Source organism: Micromonospora sp. NPDC049107 (genome assembly GCF_040648595.1).
In the GTDB taxonomy this organism is placed as follows: Bacteria; Actinomycetota; Actinomycetes; order Mycobacteriales; family Micromonosporaceae; genus Micromonospora.
Genome location: NZ_JBEZEC010000019.1, coordinates 29,031 through 46,125 on the forward strand (window position 1 = coordinate 29,031; position 17,095 = coordinate 46,125).

Here is a 17,095-nt window from a genome sequence, read left to right on the forward strand (position 1 = left end):
CCGCAGAGCCGACCCGCACCGCAGAGCCAACCGAGACCGCACAACCGACCGGGCCGGGCGGCGCCGCCGAGCGGGCCACAAGGGACGTGGCGGCCCAGTTCGAGGACGAGAGGCCCGGCCGGGTGTTGGCCGGTCCGGCGGCCCTCCTGCTCGGCACGGTCGCGCTGGCGGTCGGCACGCTCGCTCTCTGGCAGGTGTTCCGCCCGCTCGCACAGGGCAGCAAGTACTACCTGATCATCTTCTTGGCCGGTGTGCTCCCGCTGGTCTTCCTCGCCTACCCGGCCGACCTGCCGCGCTGGACCCGCCCGCGCCGGCGGCGACAAGCCACCGCCAGCACCCGGCCCGCAGACAGCACGGCACGCCCCGACCACACCGACAGCACCCGGCCCACCGACGGCACGGCACGCGCCGACCACACCGCCAGCACCCGGCCCACCCTCGTCGACTGGCTGCTGGCCGCGCTGACCGTGGCGGCCTGCCTCTATCCCGTCCTGCCGATCACGATCGGTACGGGTGGCGGCGGCTACAACGCGTTCCTCGACCGGCAGGGCCTGCTCGCGCCGACGGACCTGGTGCTCGGCACCGTGCTGCTGCTCCTGCTGCTGGAGGCGTGCCGGCGTACGACCGGTTGGATCCTGCCGGCGGTCGGCCTGCTGTTCCTCGGGTACGGCTACTACGGCGGGTTGCTGCCGCAGTCGTGGCCGGTCGCGCACGCCGGGCTCGACTTCCGTCAACTCATCGACGCGTTCTACAACTCCGACAGCGGTTTCTACGGCACCCCGTTGGACGTGGCCGCCTCGTACATCGTGTTGTTCACCATCTACGGCGCGGTGCTGGAGCTGTCCGGGGCCGGGCGGTTCTTCGTCGACCTGTCGACCGCCGCGTTCCGCCGCTCCCGGACCGCCGCCGGTCGGACGGCGGTGGCCTCGGGCTTCCTGCTCGGCACCGTCTCCGGCTCGGGTGCGGCGACGACGGTGAGCATCGGCGCGGTCACCTGGCCGCTGCTGCGTCGCGCCGGCTATCCACCGGAGCGGGCCGGCGGCATGCTGGCGGCGGCCGGGGTGGGCGCGATCCTGTCCCCGCCCACCCTCGGGGCGGCGGCGTTCATCATCGCTGAGTACCTGGGCGTTTCGTACCTTCAGGTGCTGGGTTGGGCGACGGTGCCGATGGTGCTCTACTACCTGGGCATCCTGCTCTCCGTGGAGATCGACGCCCGCCGCTCCGGCGTACGTCCGGTCGCGCTCCATGTCGGCTCACCGTGGCGGCTGCTGGGCCGCTTCGGCTACCACTTCGCCTCGCTGATCGCGATCATCGTGTTCCTCGCGGTCGGCGTCTCCGCGACGAGGGCCGTGGTGTTCGCCATCGTCCTCACCGCCGTGCTGTCGTGGCTGGACCGCGCCCACCGGCTCACCCCGGCCCGGCTGGTGACCGCCCTGGTCACCGGCGTACGCGGGGTGCTCGCCGTCACCGCCGTGTGTGCCGCCGCCGGCATCATCACGGCGACCACCACGAAGACCGGGCTCGGGCCGCAGACGGCGGCGCTGCTGATCGGCGGGGCGAAGGCGGTCACCGCCGACCCGACGCTGGTCCTGGTGCTCACGGCGCTGCTCGCGGCCGTCGCGCTCAGCCTGCTGGGCCTGGCCGTGCCGGTCACCGCCTCGTTCGTGATCGGGTGGGTGATCGTCGGCCCGGCCCTGCTCGACCTGGGCGTGGCCGCGCCCGCCGCGGCGATGTTCGTCTTCTACTTCGCCGTGCTGTCCGAGGTGTCCCCGCCGACCGCGCTCGCCGCCGTGGCCGCGGCCGCTGTCACCGGGGGCCGGCTGGTGCCGACCATGTGGCAGACCCTGCGGTACGCGCTGCCGGCGTACCTCACCCCGATCGCTTTCGTCATCACCCCGACCGGGCTGGGCCTGCTCGGCATCGGCGGCGTACCGCGGATCGCCGTCGCGGCCGTGGTGACGGCGCTCAGCGTGTCCGTGCTGGCTGTCGCCGCCGGTGGCTGGCTGCCCGGGGTGGGTCCCGCCGGCGTACCGGAACGGGTGCTCGGCGCCGTCGCCGGAGTCACCCTGCTCTGGCTCGAACCCGTGCCGGTCGCGGTGGGCGTGGCGCTGGCCGCCATCGCGGCAGCGGGAGTGCTCGTCCGACGCGGATCCACGGGCCGACCGCGCACCCCAACAGCGGGCCGACCGCGAACACCAACAGAGGAGAGACTGTGAGACGAACCGACGTACGGCTCGCGGCGGGCGTGGGCGCGCTCGCCCTCGTCCTGGCGGGCGTCACCGGCTGCGGAGGCCAGCAGGGCGGCGCGGCCACGGACGACACGGCCAGTGCGGTCACCTGCGAGGTGACCCGGGAGACCCGCGTGGGCATCGCCACCGGCAACTCGACGGGCGTCTACTACTCGGTCGGCAACGCCCTGGCCGGGCAGTTGTCCGGGGCGACCGGCGGCAAGCTCACCGGCACCGCCGCCGAGACCGGCGCGTCGGTGCAGAACGTGGAGCAGTTGGTCGGCGGCCAGTACGACGTGGCGTTCTCGCTGTTCGACACGGCGGTCAACGCGGTCGAGGGCAAGGGCAGCTTCACCGCCCCACAGCCGGTGCGGGCCTTGGCCCGTCTCTACGACAACTACACGCAGGTGGTGGTCCGCAAGGACGCCGGGATCACCTCGGTCGCCGGCATGCGCGGTAAGCGGATCTCCACGGGCTCCCCGAAGTCCGGCACGGAGGTGATCGCGAACCGGCTGCTGGAGGCCGCCGGACTCGACCCGGCCAAGGACGTCCGGGCGCAGCGACTGGACCTCGCCAAGACGGTCGACGGCGTCAAGGACGGCAGCATCGACGGCTTCTTCTGGTCCGGTGGCCTGCCCACCAGTGGCCTGACGGACCTGTTCACCACCGCCGGTGACACGGTGACGTTCGTCGACATCTCGACGCTGCTGCCGAAGCTGACCGCGCTTGGCCCCGGCTATCAGGCCGGCACGATCGGTCGGGACGTGTACCGGACGGCGAGCGACACCCCGACCATCGTCGTGCCGAACGTGCTGCTGGTTCGCGAGGACCTGGACGCCAACGTCGCCTGCGTGATCACCCGGACGGTGTTCGACAAGCGCGACGCCCTGGCCCAGGCCAACCCGGCGGCCAAGGGGATCACGCTGGAGAGGGCCCGCCGGACCCTGCCGGTGCCGCTGCACCGGGGCGCCGAGAAGGCGCTGAACGACCTGGGAGCGAGGTGACCGTCGGTCAGAGGTCGGTCGGCGCGGTGGCGGCGCGGGCCACGCCGACCAGGCGGTCGGTCTCGGCGAGCAGCGCCTCGTCGTCCGCCGGTGTGCCGGGGTCGAGTCGGACCGTCCAGGTCAGACCGTCGGCCCCGGCCGCGCGACGGGCCGCGACGCGCGCCGCGCCGCCGGGCACCGGGTGGTGTTCGGTGTACGCGACGGAACGGGTCACCCGGGCGCGCACCTGGTGTGGCAGCTCACCGGGGTCGAGCAGCAGGTACGTCTCCGCCGGCCCGTCGGCGACCACGAGGTAGCCGTCACGCTCGACGACGGTCTCGGCCGGCGTGACGGTCAGCTCCCGACCGGACCAGACCGCCTTGATCAGGTCGTGCCAGCCGATGCGGTGCCCCCGACCGGGCAGCCACAGCCCGAGGTTGCTGGCCACGACGACGCCGTCGCCCTCGCCGTTGCCCACCGCCGCCCAGGCGAGTACCCGCTCGTCGGCGGCCAACGGCGGCCGGTCGGCCGGGGGCAGCTTCGGCTTGCGGCTGAACAGTCCCATCTAGAGCCCTCCCGCGGCCTGCTCGCGCAGCGCCCTGGCGTGCTGTTCCAGCGACAGCAGCTCCCCGAAGGCGGCGAAGTACTCGTCCTTGTTGTTGACCGGGTTGATCCGCTGGATCCGCGACTTGAGGTCGCGGATGCGGGCCGTCACCGACCCGAACTGCACCCGGGCCATGGTGATCGACACGTAGCGCGGGTCGGGCTCGCCGTCGATACGGAGCGGCTCCACGGCCAGCTCGCCGACCAGCGCGGCGGCGGCCAGATCCTCGCTGGCGTCGCGGACCTTCTCGATCCAGACCGCGCCGCCGGTCGCCGACGCGGCCCCGCCGGCCGCCGCCACGGCCGCGCGCACGGCCACGTGCAACGGGTGGCGGTACTCGCTGGCCTCGACCGCGTCGAACATGGGCCCGGCCAGCACGGGCTGTTGCAGGGCGAGTTTCAACGCCTCGCGCTCGACCATCGACTGTGGGCTGTCCACCGCCGGCTCGGGGTGGGCCGGGGCGGGCCGTGCAGCGGGCGCGGCGTCCCGGCCGCCGGACGGCGGAGTGTTGGCGGCGGCGAGCACGGCCCGCTGCACCGGCTCGATCTCCATCCCGAGGTCCATGGCGAGCTTGCGGACGTACTCTGGGCGTTTTTCCCGGTCTTTGAGTTGCGCGACCAGCGGCGCGGCCCGGCGCATGGCCTCCACCCGGCCATCGACGGTGTCCAGGTCGAAGCGGCTGATCTCGTGCCGCAGCGCGAAGTCGACGAGCGGTTCACGGCGGGCGACCAGGTCCCGCACGGCCAGGTCACCCTTGGCCAGGCGCAGCTCACACGGGTCCATGTTGTCGGGGCTGACCGCGATGAACGTCCGCCCGACGAAGCGCTGGTCGTCGCCGAACGCGCGCAGCGCCGCCTTCTGACCGGCGGCGTCCCCGTCGAAGGTGAAGATGATCTCGCCGGCCACCGAGTCGGTGTCCAGCAGGAGCCGGCGCAGCACCCCGATGTGGTCCGCGCCGAACGCCGTGCCGCAGGTCGCCACCGCCGTCGGCACGTCGGCCAGGTGACAGGCCATCACGTCGGTGTAGCCCTCGACGACGACCACCCGGCCCTGCTTGGCGATCTCCCGCTTGGCCTGGTCGAGGCCGTAGAGCACGTGCGACTTCTTGTAGATCGGCGTCTCGGGGGTGTTCAGGTACTTCGGGCCGTCGTCGTCGTCGAAGAGCTTGCGCGCCCCGAAGCCGATCACGTCGCCGGCCAGGTCGCGGATCGGCCAGAGCAGCCGACGACGGAACCGGTCGATCAGCGTGCCCGAGCGGGACTCCCGGGACAGCCCGGCGGTGACCAGCTCCTGGTGGGTGAAGCCCTGCTGACGCAGGTGCTTGGTGAGCAGGTCCCAGCCCTCCGGCGCGAACCCGCACCCGTAGCGCTCGGCGGCGGCCCGGTCGAATCCACGTTGGGCCAGGAACTCGCGCGCCGGTCGGGCCCCGGCGGTGCTGAGCTGCGCCCGGTAGAAATCGACGGCGGCGGCGTGCGCGGCGACCAGTCGCTGGCGCTGGCCCTGCTGCGGGCGCGGACGCGGGGCGCCCCGGTCGTCCTCGACGTAGCGGAGCTGGATGCCGGCGCGCCCGGCCAGCCGCTCGATGGACTCGACGAAGCTCAGGTGCTCCGCGTCCATCAGGAACTTGATCGCGTCGCCGCCGGCCCCGCAGCCGAAGCAGTACCAGACGTTGCGGGCCGGCGAGACGTTGAACGACGGGCTCTTCTCGTCGTGGAACGGGCACAGGCCCTTGAGGTTGCCGCCCCCGGCGGACTTCAGGGTGACCGTCTCGGAGATCACATCCCCGATCGAGGTGCGTTCCCGGACCAGCGCGATGTCCTCGTCCCGGATCCGCCCAGCCATGCGCCACCCCCTCGCCGTACATCCTGCCCTGCCGGGCCGACGAGACGCCGTCCGGGGGACGCCGGTGTGGCGGGGGCCGCCATCGGACTCGCCCGTTCCGGCCCGGCCGGCGGGTCCGCGCGGGGACCATGACCAGATGCGCAGGGTACGCGCCAACACGCCCCGGCCGCCGGATTGGGTGGCCGGCCGGCTGCGGATACGGGGGTCCGGCCCGCGCGCGAGTGAGACCGGCGAACGGCACGCCACCTGGCTGGAGCTTTTCCTCGACCTCATCTTCGTGTACGCGCTGGCGGCGGTGACACGCCGGTTGGGCGACGACCCCACACCGTCGCCGAGCGCCGTGCTGGCCGTGCTGGGGCTCTTCGTCGTGGTCCAGTGGGCCTGGTTGGGCCAGGTGTTCTACGACACCCGCTTCGACCCGGACGACGTACCGCACCGGATCCTGGTGCTGGTCGCGCTGGTCGGCGCGGGAACGATCACGCTCGGAGTGGACGAGGTGCCGGAGAGCGTGCTCCTGCCGGTCGGCTACCTGATCGTGCGGGGTGTGCTGCTCCTGCTGTATCTGCGGGCCCGCCCGACCAGCCCGATGGCCCGTACGGTGACCACGATCTACCTGTGCGGCTTCGGGTCGAGCTGGCTGATCTGGCTGGCCTCGCTGGCCGTACCCACCGACACGCGCCCGACGTTGTGGATCGTCGCGATGCTCATCGAGCTGGCCACCCCGTGGGTCGGCAAGCGCTGGCTGAACCGGTTTCCGGTCGACGACCAGCACCTGCCGGAACGGATCGGGCAGTTCACCATCATCGTGCTGGGCAGCGCGCTGGCCAGCCTCCTCTTCGCGGTGCCCGACCATCCGCGGCCACACATGATCGTCACGGCGGGACTGGCCTTCCTGGTGCCGGCGGCCGTCTGGTGGGTCTACACCACCTTCGTCACCACCCGCGAGTCACAGCGCCGGCTGCGCGGCGGCCAGACGTACGCCTACCTGCATATTCCGCTCGGCGGCGCGCTACTGCTGCTCGGCTGGGCACTCGGGCAGACGGTCCGGCTGGCCGACGACGAGGTGGTCCGGCTGCCGATGGAGCTGCGGCTCCTGCTGGCGGCCACGCTCACCGTCTGGGTGCTCTGCGGGCTGGCGTTGCACTGGGTGTGGAACCGGCCGAGCATCGGTCGGCTGGGCATCGCCGGCTACGGCGTGGGCTCGGCCATCCTGATCACCGCGGCGGTGCACGGACCGAAGCTGATGCTGTCCCTGCTCTCGGTGGCGGTCGTCGGGTACGCGGTGCTGCTCACCCGACGACTCACCACGACGGCCGAGGACTGAGCTGGCCGGCGCTCAGGCGGTGGCCGGCTCCTCGGCGGCGACCTGCCGGTTCCACTCCTGCTTCGACGAGCGCCAGCCCTCGTCGTCCATGCCCCGCCGCCAGTAGCCGGAGATGGAGAGCCGGTCCAGCGGCACACCGCGCTCACCGCGCAGCAGCCGGCGCAGCTCCCGGACGAAGGCCGCCTCGCCGTGCACGAAGGCGTGCACCTGGCCGGCCGGGAACTCCAGTGAGCGCACCGCGTCGACCAGCGCCTCGCCCACCGGGCGTTCGCCACGGTGCAGCCAGCTGAGCGTGACCGCTCCGGGGCTGAGCAACTTCTGCTCGTCCGCCGGGTCGGCGATCTCCACGAAGACGTGTGCCGGGGCGCCCACCGGCAGCCGTTCCAGCGCGGCGGCGATCGCCGGCAGGGCGCTCTCGTCGCCGACCAGCAGGTGCCAGTCCGCGTCCGGGTCCGGCGCGTACGCCCCGCCGGGGCCGACGAAGTGCACCGGGTCACCGGGGCGCAGCGCGGCGGCCCACGGCCCGGCCAGGCCCTCGTCGCCGTGGTGCACCACGTCGACGGTCAGCTCGCCGGCGCGCGGGTCCCACCGGCGCACGGTGTACGCGCGCAGCCGGGGCCACTGCTCGCGGGGCATGTCCCGGCGGATCGCGACGAGGTCGAGCGGCTCGGGGTACGCGACACCGGGCTGCGGGAAGACCAGCTTGATGTAGTGGTCGGTGAACTCGCCCACCGGCAGGCCGACCAGTTCGTCCCCACCGAGGACGAGCCGGATCAGGTGCGGGGTGGGTCGTTCGGTGCGCAGCACCCGGACCGAGGTGACGTTCCTGGGGCGTTCCGTCATGCAGTTAGGCTAACCTAAGTAGTCGAGCTGTCCACCAGACGGGTGTGCCAGCTCACCGCCGCCGGATCGGTGAGCGAGGCGACCTGGTCAATCACGACGCGCAGCCGGGCGTCGTCGTCGGGCGCGGCCCGCCACAGCGGGGCGAAGATCGGATCAAGCCCGTCCGGCGCCCGCCGCACCAGCGCGGCCACCAGTTCGGCCAACATCGTCCGCTGGCGCTCGTAGCGACCCCGGAACCCGGTGCGCCGCATCACGTACCGCAGGGCGATGCCCTTGAGCAGCGCACACTGCGCCCGGACCCGCCTCGGCACCACCAGGTCGGCGGCGTACCGGCGGTGTGGGCCGGGGCCGTACCGCTGCTCGGTGGCCTCCACCGCCGCCGACACGAACCGGCCGGTCAGCCCGCTCGTGGTCGCCTTCAGCGCGACCTGGGCACGATGGCTGCCGTCGTACGCGGCGAGGGGGGCGAGCAGCGGGTCGGCCAGCAACGCGACCAGCACCTCGGCCAGATCGGCCGAGGACTCCCCCGAGTACGTGGCGGCCACGTCGGCACAGAGCGCGGCCCGTTCGTCGGCGTCGGCGAGCAGCGGACGCAGCGTGACGTACCCGCCGTGGATGCCGTCCTCGACGTCGTGCACCGAGTACGCGACGTCGTCGGCCCAGTCCATCACCTGCGCCTCCAGGCAGCGCCGGTCTCCCGGCGCACCGGCCCGGAGCCACTCGAACACCGCCGTGTCGTCGGCGTACACCCCGAATTTGCGCTGCCCCGGGCGGCGCGGCCACGGGTACTTGCCGATCGCGTCGAGCGACGCCCGGGTCAGGTTCAGCCCGGCGGACGACCCGTCCGGGGCGAGCACCTTCGCCTCCAACCGGGTCAGCACCCGCAGCGTCTGCGCGTTGCCCTCGAAGCCGCCGCAGGGCGACGCGAGCAGGTCCAGCGCGGCCTCGCCGTTGTGCCCGAACGGCGGGTGCCCCAGGTCGTGGGCGAGCCCGGCGACGTCGACGACGTCCGGGTCACAGCCCAACCGGGCACCCATCTCACGGGCGATCTGGGCCACCTCCAACGAGTGCGTCAGCCGCGTACGCAGGAAGTCGTCGGTGCCGGCGGTGTGCACCTGCGTCTTGGTGGCCAACCGGCGGAACGCGGCCGAGTGCAGCACCCGGGCACGATCACGCTCGTACGGCGACCGGCGGTGGCCGGTGTCCTTGGGCGGCTCCGCCACCAACCGGTCGGCCGGATCAACGCTCACTTTCACTCAGCCGCTGTTGTTCGCGACTGCGGGGCTCGCAAAACCGGCTCACTCCTCGCGCTCAGGCAGCACGCAGAACTCGTTGCCCTCCGGGTCGGCGAGCACCGTCCACTCCACGTCGCCCTGACCGATGTCGACGTGCCGGGCGCCCATGTCGACCAGTCGCTCGACCTCGGCCTCCCGGTCGGCGGGACGCAGGTCGAGGTGGAGCCGGTTCTTTCGTACCTTGCCCTCGGCGACCGGGCCGAAGAAGATCGCGGGGGACCGATCCGGCGACTGGCGGATCTCCACGCCACTCGGCTTGTCGGAAATGATCTGATAGCCGAGCGCCTCGGCCCACCAGCGGGCCAGCCGTGCCGGATCACGGGCATCGACGGTGAGGCTCTCCCAGACGCTTGTCATTCAGTCACCCTTCCCGTTCGACGGCGTAGACAATCGGCCGTTGCGAGCGAGCCAAGGTTACGCCCGTCACGGCTCCTTGACGTGCCCCCGACGCGGCGACGGGTGGTGGGGCGCCGTGGCGGCCCGGTCGCCCGGGTCCGCCACGGCGTCACGCGTCAGCGACTGTCCGAGCCGTCGGTCTGCACTGCCGCGCGGCCAGCCTCCAGGCGTGCGACCGGCACCCGGAACGGCGAGCAGGACACGTAGTCCAGGCCGACCTCGTGGAAGAAGTGCACCGAGTCGGGGTCGCCGCCGTGCTCGCCACAGACGCCGAGCTTCAGCCCGGGGCGGGCGGCCCGCCCCTCCTCGGCGGCGATCCGCACCAGCCGGCCGACGCCGTCACGGTCGATCGACTCGAACGGCGAGATGCCGAAGATGCCCAGCTCCAGGTACCGCCAGAAGAACGCGCCCTCGACGTCGTCCCGGGAGAAGCCCCAGCCCATCTGCGTCAGGTCGTTGGTGCCGAACGAGAAGAACTCGGCGGCCTCGGCGATCTGACCGGCGGTCAGCGCCGCCCGGGGCACCTCGATCATGGTGCCGATCAGCACCTCGACGCCGCTGTCCCCGACCACCTCGGCGATGATCTTCTCGGCCTCGGCGCGTACCGTCTCCAACTCCTGCACGGCCCCGACCAGCGGCACCATGATCTCGGGGCAGGCTTTGCCGCCGGCGCGGACGACCGCGACGGCGGCCTCGGCGATGGCCCGGACCTGCATCGCGAACAGGCCGGGGATGACCAGGCCGAGGCGTACGCCCCGCAGCCCGAGCATCGGGTTCTCCTCGTGCATCCGCCGGACGGCCGCGAGCAGCGCCTCCTCCTTGGCCACGTCCTCGCCGCGCTCCTGGGCGACCGCCACGTTGACCGCGAGCTGTTCCAGCGGCGGTAGGAACTCGTGCAGCGGCGGGTCGATGAGCCGGACGGTGACCGGCAGGCCGTCCATCTCGCGGAAGATCTCCTCGAAGTCGGCCCGCTGCATCGGCAGCAGCGCGGCCAGCGCCTCGCCGCGCTCACCCTCGGCGCGGGCCAGGATCAGCCGCTCCACCAGCTCGCGCCGGTCACCGAGGAACATGTGCTCGGTGCGGCACAGCCCGATGCCCTCGGCGCCGAAGCGCCGGGCGCGGGCCGCGTCCGCGCCGGTGTCGGCGTTCGTGCGGACCGCCAGCCGCCGCTTCCCGTCGGCGTGCGTCATGATCCGGTGTACGGCCCGGACGAGCGGGTTGTCGACGTGTTCGTCGTCGAGGCTGCCCTCGAAGTACTGCACCACCTCCGACGGCATGACCGGCACCTCGCCCAGGTACACCTTGCCGGTGGTGCCGTCGATGGAGACGACGTCGCCCTCGTCGACGGTCTGCCCGGCCACGGTGAACCGCTTCGCGGGCACGTTGACGTCGATCTCGTCCGCGCCGGAGACGCAGGTCTTGCCCATGCCCCGGGCCACCACCGCGGCGTGGCTGGTCTTGCCGCCGCGCGAGGTGAGGATGCCCTTCGCGGCGATCATGCCGTTCAGGTCGTCGGGGTTGGTCTCCCGGCGGACCAGGATCACCGACTCACCCTCGGCGGCCAGCTCGACGGCCCGCGCGGAGGTGAAGACCACCTTGCCGGACGCCGCGCCGGGTGACGCGCCGATGCCCGTGGCGACCGCCTCGAACTCGTGGTCGAGCTGGAAGCGGGGGAACATGAGCTGGGCGAGCTGCGCGCCGTTGACCCGGTGCAGGGCCTCGTCCTCGTCGATCAGGCCCTCGTCGACGAGCTGCCCGGCGATGACGAACGCGGCGGCGGCCGTCCGCTTGCCGACCCTCGTCTGCAACATCCACAGCTTGCCGCGCTCGATGGTGAACTCGATGTCGCACAGGTCCCGGTAGTGCTCCTCCAACCGGGCCATGATCGACAACAGCTCGTCGTAGGAGGACTTGTCCAGTCGCTCCAACTCCTGCAACGGCACCGTGTTGCGGATGCCGGCCACCACGTCCTCGCCCTGGGCGTTGGCCAGGTAGTCGCCGTAGATGCCCTGCGCGCCGCTGCCCGGGTCCCGGGTGAACGCGACCCCGGTGCCCGAGTCCGGGCCGAGGTTGCCGAAGACCATGGTCACCACGTTGACGGCGGTGCCGAGGTCGGCCGGGATGCGCTCCTGGCGGCGGTAGAGCACCGCGCGCTCGGCGTTCCACGACTCGAAGACGGCGCGGATGGCCAGGTCGAGCTGCTCACGCGGCTGCTGTGGGAACTCCCGGCCGGTGTGCTTGGCGAAGATCTTCTTGTACGCGTCGACGAGCCCTCGCAGGTCGTCCGCGTCCAGGTCCAGGTCGTTGTGCGTACCCTTGGCGCTCTTGATCTCGTCGAGGGCGTGCTCGAACTCCTCGCCCGGCACCTCGCAGACGGTCTTGCCGAACATCTGGATGAGTCGGCGGTACGAGTCCCAGGCGAAGCGGTCGTTCTGGCCCGCCTGCGCGGCGAGTCCCACCACGCTCTGGTCGTTGAGGCCGACGTTGAGGACGGTCTCCATCATGCCGGGCATGGAGAACTTCGCGCCGGAACGGACGGACACCAGCAGCGGGTCGCCCGGGTCGCCGAGACGCTTGCCCATCTCGCGCTCCAGCGCCTGCAGGTGCGCCTCGATCTGACCGGCGAGGCCGTCGGGCTCCCGGCCGGTCGCGAGGTACGCCTGGCACGCCTCGGTGGTGATGGTGAAGCCGGGCGGCACGGGCAGGCCGAGGTTGGTCATCTCGGCGAGGTTGGCGCCCTTGCCTCCGAGCAGGTCCTTCAGGTCCTTGTTGCCCTCGGAGAAGTCGTAGACGTACTTGTGTTCGTCGGTCTCTTGCGCTGCCACCAGAGCCTCCCACGCGCGCCGGATTGACACTTAACGAAGGTTCAGGGCGAAGGTTAAGCGAAGATCGGGTGGCCTGGGACCGTTCGGTGACAATAGGCACAGCTATCACGACTATCCGCGTTCGTACCGGTTTTTGGGAACGCTTCCACGCGCACGATCACGCAATATCTCCGGTCCTCGTATTGTTGACGCCACTGGATCTGCCGAAGCTCGCTTTTGCCATATCCGACGCGAAATAACCCCTTCCGGAGCCGTCGTCGTGTCCTCCCTCCCGATCTCCTCCCCCACCCCGGACCCGAGCACCGCCGCTCACCTCGCCGCCGCCGACGGGATCGCGCTGCCCGCGCACCAGCCGGAGGCCGGTGACCTGGCGGCGCTCGCCGCTCGGGCGGCCGGTGACGACCTGCTCGCCCCGCCGGTCGGCCTCGACAACGTCGTGCCGGCACCGGAACTCCTCGACGCGGACCCGGGGGTGACGTTCGTGCTCGACGGGGACACCGCCATCCGGGTCACCGCCCACCCGGGCGCCCGGGAGGTGGCCGACCACCTGGCCCAGCTGCTGCGCCCGGCGACCGGCTTCCCGCTGCCCGTCGCCGACACCCTCGCGACGGAGTCGACCGGCACGGTGACGCTCACCCTGGCCGGCACGACCCCGACGACGCCCCCCACCCCCGGCGAGAGCGCCGACCTCGGGGCGGAGGGCTACCGGCTCGACGTGACCACCACCGGGGTACGCGTCATCGCCGCGACCGCCACCGGTCTCTTCTACGGCGTCCAGACGCTCCGGCAGCTCCTCCCGGCCGCCGTGGAGAGTCCGACGCCGGTGGCTGCCCGCTGGGCGTTGCCCGGCGGCACGATCCTGGACCGTCCCCGCTTCCCGTACCGGGGCGCGATGCTCGACGTGGCCCGACACTTCTTCGCCGTCGAGGACGTCCTGCGGGTGATCGACCACCTGGCCCGCTACAAGCTCAACCACCTGCACCTGCACCTCACCGACGATCAGGGCTGGCGCATCGCCGTCGACTCCTGGCCGAGGCTCGCCACCGTCGGCGGGGCGAGCGAGGTCGGCGGCGGCCCCGGCGGGCACTACACCAAGGCCGACTACCGGCGGATCGTCTCGTACGCGTCCGCCCGGCACGTCACCGTCGTCCCGGAGATCGACCTTCCGGGCCACACCAACGCGGCGCTCGTCGCGTACCCGCGCCTCGCGCCGGACAAGGTCGCGCCCGCGCCGTACACCGGCACCGAGGTCGGTTTCAGCTACGTCGACCCGGCCGACGAGCAGACGTACGACTTCATCGCCGACGTACTCGGTGAGGTCGCCGCCCTCACCCCGGGGCCGTGGCTGCACATCGGCGGCGACGAGGCGTTCAAGGTCAAGGGCGAGGTCTACACCGGTTTCGTGCAGAGGGCGCAGCGACTCGTCGCCGACACCGGCAAGACCGTGGTGGGCTGGCATCAGCTCGCCCCGGCCGCCCACGTCGACGGGCGGGTCCTGCAGTGGTGGGGTACGGACACCGACGACCCCACCACCGCCGACGCCGTCCGCCGGGGCGCCCGACTGATCGTCTCCCCCGGCAACCACGCGTACCTGGACATGAAGTACGCCGACGAGACCCCGATCGGGCACGACTGGGCCGGCCTCATCGACGTACGCCGCGCGTACGACTGGGATCCGGGCACACACGTCGACGGCGTGCCCAGCACGGCCGTCCTCGGCGTGGAGGCCCCGCTGTGGACCGAATCGGTCACCTCGCTGGCCGACATCGAGTTCCTGCTGCTCCCCCGGCTCCCCGCCATCGCCGAGCTGGGCTGGTCGCCCCGGGCGACGCACGATTGGGCCGGCTTCCGGGACCGGCTGGCCGGACACGGCCCGCGCTGGTCCACCGCCGGGATCACCTTCCACCGCAGCCCCGAGATCCCCTGGCCGGCCATTCCGACCATCCCGGGCCAGCGCCCCGCCGCCAAGGCAGACACCGCCGAACGCTGACGACACGGCACCCCCGAGGTTGTCAACCGACCATGATCGACTCGGGTTGACCGATATCGGGGTGTCCCGCGCGCCCGGATACCCCGACATCGCCGACGTCGAGTCGATCACCCCGATTGGCGGGTGAGGTCCGGTCCGGGTGGGTGATTTGGGCGGCCGTGGTGTGATCGTCCCGTGGCGGACGGCACCCGGGCGGCGGAATCGCGGGTCGGGCGGGGTCGTTATACCGACCATGCCGCCGCGACCTACAGGCCGCAGCGCCCGTTCGGCCCCCGGGGAACACCCACCGGGTCGGCGTCGTTACATCCCCCGCACCACCGAGCAGCACCGGCCCAGGCCGGCAGCCGCCGCCGGGAACACCCGCCGGGTCGGCGTCGTTACACCCCCCGCACCACCGAGCACCACCACGCCGGCTCGCGGCAACCGCCGCCGGGAACACCCGCCGGGTCGGCGTCGTTACATCCCCGCACGGCCGAGCACCACCGGCCGTACCCGGTTCCCCGGCGGGAATGATCCGCTGGCCCGGACCGTTGCACCACCCTCCGGGACACCCCCGAGCAGGCCCCGCCGGGTCGCCGGGCCGATCCCCAAGAACTTCCGTCCGGCACACCCCCGTGTGCCGAGTGCGTATCCCCCGATGAAGCAGAGGAGCACGCCATCATGCGTACCGATCTGATTCGTAAGACCGCCCTGACCGCCGCTGGCCTCGCCTTCACCGGTGGAGCGATCGCTGGTCCGGTGACCGCCGCGTACGCCATGTCCGACGCCAAGCCCAGCACCCAGACGGTTTCCGACCGCAAGGGTCACGGTGAGCGGGAGCTCGGCGTGCGGTACGAGGCGCAGCCGAACTTCTACTACTGCGGCCCCGCCGCTACCCGTAACGCGCTGAGCGTGCAGGGTAAGAACATCGACGTGGACGCCATGGCCAAGGAGATGGGCACCACCGAGGCCGGCACCAACAGCATCAACGACATCACCCCGGTGCTGAACAAGGAGACCGGCAAGGCCGACGCCTACCGGTCGGTGGAGATCAGCAGCCCCGACGCTGACGCCAAGCAGACCGACACGCTGCGCGCCGACGTGGTCAAGACCGTGGACGACGGTCGGGCCGTGGTCGCCAACATCGCCGGCACCAGCACCGACACCGACGGCAACACCCACTCCTACGAGGGCGGGCACTACATCAGCGTGACCGGCTACCGCGACAACGGCAACGTCGTCACGATCGCCGACTCCGCCAACCCGGACACCGCCTCGTACCAGATCACCATCGAGCACCTCGCCGACTGGATCGCCACCCGCGGCTACGCCACCAGCTGACCCGCGACCCGCACCACCGACAAGGGCCGGACCCCGCACCCGGGGTCCGGCCCTTGTTCGCATGTCGTCAGGTCTGTCGCGGAGCGCGCCTCCGCCGCCGGCCGTCAGCCGCCGGAGTCGTCCATCTCGGCGCCCTCGGGGACGGTGTCGTCGTCCCGGCTGGCCAGCCAGCCGTCCGGCAGGGCGACCTTGCCCGGCGAGTTGGTACGCCCGCGCGGCTGACCCAGCGCGGTCAGCGGGAAGGGCTCTGCCGGGTCGAGCTTGCCGAGCAGGTCGTCGAGCTGGGCCAGGCTCTCGATCATCGCCAGCGAGCGGCGCAGGTCGCCGCCGACCGGGAAACCCTTCAGGTACCAGGCGACGTGCTTGCGGAAGTCGGTGCAGCCGTCCCGCTCACCCCGGGCCGGGTTGCGAGCGCCCGCCACGAACTGGTCGACCAGCAGCTCGGCGTGCCGGCGCATGGTCACCGCCACCTCGCCGAGGGTGGGCAGCCGCCGCTCCGGCCGACCGGTGAAGGCGGCCTCCAGGTCGGCGAAGAGCCACGGCCGTCCCAGGCAGCCGCGACCCACGACCACGCCGTCGACGCCGGTGTGGGCGACCATCCGCAGCGCGTCGTCGGCCTCCCAGATGTCGCCGTTGCCGAGCACCGGCACGTCCAGGGCCTGCTTCAGGGTGGCAATCGCGTCCCAGTCGGCGGTGCCCGAGTAGCGCTGCGAGGCCGTACGCCCGTGCAGGGCCACCGCGGCGACGCCGGCCTCCTGCGCGGCGAGCCCGGCCTCGACGTACGTCAGGTGGTCGTCGTCGATGCCCTTGCGCATCTTGACCGTGACCGGCACGCCGGAGGGTGCGGCGGCGTCCACCGCGGCCTTCACCAGGCGGGCGAAGAGCCGGCGCCGCCACGGCAGCGCCGCGCCACCGCCCCGCCGGGTGACCTTGGGTACGGGGCAGCCGAAGTTGAGGTCGATGTGGTCGGCCAGGTTCCGCTCGACGACGATCCGCACGGCGGCGGCGGTGATCTCCGGGTCGGTGCCGTAGAGCTGGAGGCTGCGTGGCTGCTCGTCGTCGCCGAAGGCGATCATGCGCAGCGTCTTCGGGTTCCGCTCGACCAGCGCCCGGGTCGTGATCATCTCGCAGACGTAGATGCCGCCGCCCTGCTCACGGCAGAGCCGGCGGAAGCCGATGTTGGTGATCCCGGCCATCGGCGCGAGCACCACCGGCGGTGACACCTGGTACGGCCCGAGGGTCAGCGGGCGCAGCGCGGGCACGGTCACCGCACAAGTGTAAGGAACGGCCCCTCCTTACCGCCTAGCGCATAGGAAGGGCCCCTTCCTCACACGACGCATATCACACCGCCGCATGATCAACGGAGTTATCCACACCCCGCCGGAGTTTCCACAGGCCGTAGGGCGGGGCAGGACACGGCCTGGTTCCCGCAGTCAGGCTGCCCT

11 protein-coding genes and 1 pseudogene are annotated in these 17,095 nt (G+C 72.1%); 5 read left to right on the forward strand and 7 right to left on the reverse strand.

Annotation, left to right across the window (positions count from 1 at the left end):
• Window positions 1-86 precede the first annotated feature (86 nt).
• On the forward strand, window positions 87-2,216 hold the full coding sequence (locus tag AB0B55_RS31830) for a TRAP transporter fused permease subunit (RefSeq protein ID WP_357175812.1): 2,130 nt from the start codon (window positions 87-89) through the stop codon (window positions 2,214-2,216).
• Complete coding sequence (locus AB0B55_RS31835) at window positions 2,213-3,232, forward strand: TAXI family TRAP transporter solute-binding subunit (RefSeq protein ID WP_357175815.1); 1,020 nt, start codon at window positions 2,213-2,215, stop codon at window positions 3,230-3,232. Before AB0B55_RS31830 ends, AB0B55_RS31835 begins: the two co-directional genes overlap by 4 nt.
• A 7-nt stretch (window positions 3,233-3,239) precedes the next feature.
• On the opposite strand, the gene AB0B55_RS31840 is transcribed toward AB0B55_RS31835, so the two are convergent.
• Together AB0B55_RS31840 and dnaG are read right to left on the reverse strand one after the other, a co-directional pair.
• Window positions 3,240-3,776 carry a hypothetical protein gene (locus tag AB0B55_RS31840; RefSeq protein WP_357133319.1) on the reverse strand — a complete coding sequence of 179 codons (537 nt, stop codon included), beginning with the start codon at window positions 3,774-3,776 and terminating at the stop codon, window positions 3,240-3,242.
• A pseudogene (dnaG, locus tag AB0B55_RS31845) lies at window positions 3,777-5,679 on the reverse strand (DNA primase).
• A gap of 114 nt (window positions 5,680-5,793) precedes the next feature.
• Here dnaG and AB0B55_RS31850 point away from each other — a divergent pair.
• On the forward strand, window positions 5,794-6,981 hold the full coding sequence (locus tag AB0B55_RS31850) for a low temperature requirement protein A (protein WP_357133317.1): 1,188 nt from the start codon (window positions 5,794-5,796) through the stop codon (window positions 6,979-6,981).
• 12 nt (window positions 6,982-6,993) lie between these two features.
• Here AB0B55_RS31850 and AB0B55_RS31855 read toward each other — a convergent pair whose 3' ends face one another.
• From AB0B55_RS31855 to ppdK, 4 genes are all read right to left on the reverse strand, one after another.
• Complete coding sequence (locus AB0B55_RS31855) at window positions 6,994-7,824, reverse strand: siderophore-interacting protein (protein ID WP_357133315.1); 831 nt, start codon at window positions 7,822-7,824, stop codon at window positions 6,994-6,996.
• A gap of 14 nt (window positions 7,825-7,838) precedes the next feature.
• Window positions 7,839-9,074, reverse strand: a complete 1,236-nt coding sequence (locus AB0B55_RS31860; RefSeq protein ID WP_357175818.1) for a deoxyguanosinetriphosphate triphosphohydrolase — start codon at window positions 9,072-9,074, stop codon at window positions 7,839-7,841.
• Window positions 9,075-9,122: 48 nt separating this feature from the next.
• Window positions 9,123-9,476 carry a VOC family protein gene (locus tag AB0B55_RS31865; RefSeq protein ID WP_357133311.1) on the reverse strand — a complete coding sequence of 118 codons (354 nt, stop codon included), beginning with the start codon at window positions 9,474-9,476 and terminating at the stop codon, window positions 9,123-9,125.
• 155 nt (window positions 9,477-9,631) lie between these two features.
• Window positions 9,632-12,340, reverse strand: coding sequence for a pyruvate, phosphate dikinase (gene ppdK / locus AB0B55_RS31870; RefSeq protein WP_357133309.1), 2,709 nt, complete (start codon window positions 12,338-12,340; stop codon window positions 9,632-9,634).
• 274 nt (window positions 12,341-12,614) lie between these two features.
• Between ppdK and AB0B55_RS31875 the strand changes: the two genes are divergently transcribed.
• Together AB0B55_RS31875 and AB0B55_RS31880 are read left to right on the forward strand one after the other, a co-directional pair.
• A complete protein-coding gene (locus AB0B55_RS31875; RefSeq protein WP_357175830.1) occupies window positions 12,615-14,330 on the forward strand; it encodes a beta-N-acetylhexosaminidase in 1,716 nt (571 codons plus the stop codon).
• Between the two features lie 660 nt (window positions 14,331-14,990).
• The gene (locus AB0B55_RS31880) at window positions 14,991-15,650 is read left to right on the forward strand and encodes a C39 family peptidase (RefSeq protein WP_357133307.1); all 660 of its coding nucleotides are present in this window, start codon (window positions 14,991-14,993) and stop codon (window positions 15,648-15,650) included.
• A gap of 104 nt (window positions 15,651-15,754) precedes the next feature.
• On the opposite strand, the gene dusB is transcribed toward AB0B55_RS31880, so the two are convergent.
• Window positions 15,755-16,918 carry a tRNA dihydrouridine synthase DusB gene (dusB, locus tag AB0B55_RS31885; RefSeq protein ID WP_357133305.1) on the reverse strand — a complete coding sequence of 388 codons (1,164 nt, stop codon included), beginning with the start codon at window positions 16,916-16,918 and terminating at the stop codon, window positions 15,755-15,757.
• Window positions 16,919-17,095: the final 177 nt, after the last annotated feature.

Excerpts from the sequence above, each read along its gene's own strand:
- AB0B55_RS31840 (WP_357133319.1), bottom strand. The coding sequence starts at position 3,776 with ATGGGACTGTTCAGCCGCAAGCCGAAGCTGCCCCCGGCCGACCGGCCG.
- AB0B55_RS31855 (WP_357133315.1), bottom strand. The coding sequence starts at position 7,824 with ATGACGGAACGCCCCAGGAACGTCACCTCGGTCCGGGTGCTGCGCACC.
- AB0B55_RS31850 (WP_357133317.1), top strand. The coding sequence starts at position 5,794 with ATGCGCAGGGTACGCGCCAACACGCCCCGGCCGCCGGATTGGGTGGCC.
- AB0B55_RS31865 (WP_357133311.1), bottom strand. The coding sequence starts at position 9,476 with ATGACAAGCGTCTGGGAGAGCCTCACCGTCGATGCCCGTGATCCGGCA.
- AB0B55_RS31880 (WP_357133307.1), top strand. The coding sequence starts at position 14,991 with ATGCGTACCGATCTGATTCGTAAGACCGCCCTGACCGCCGCTGGCCTC.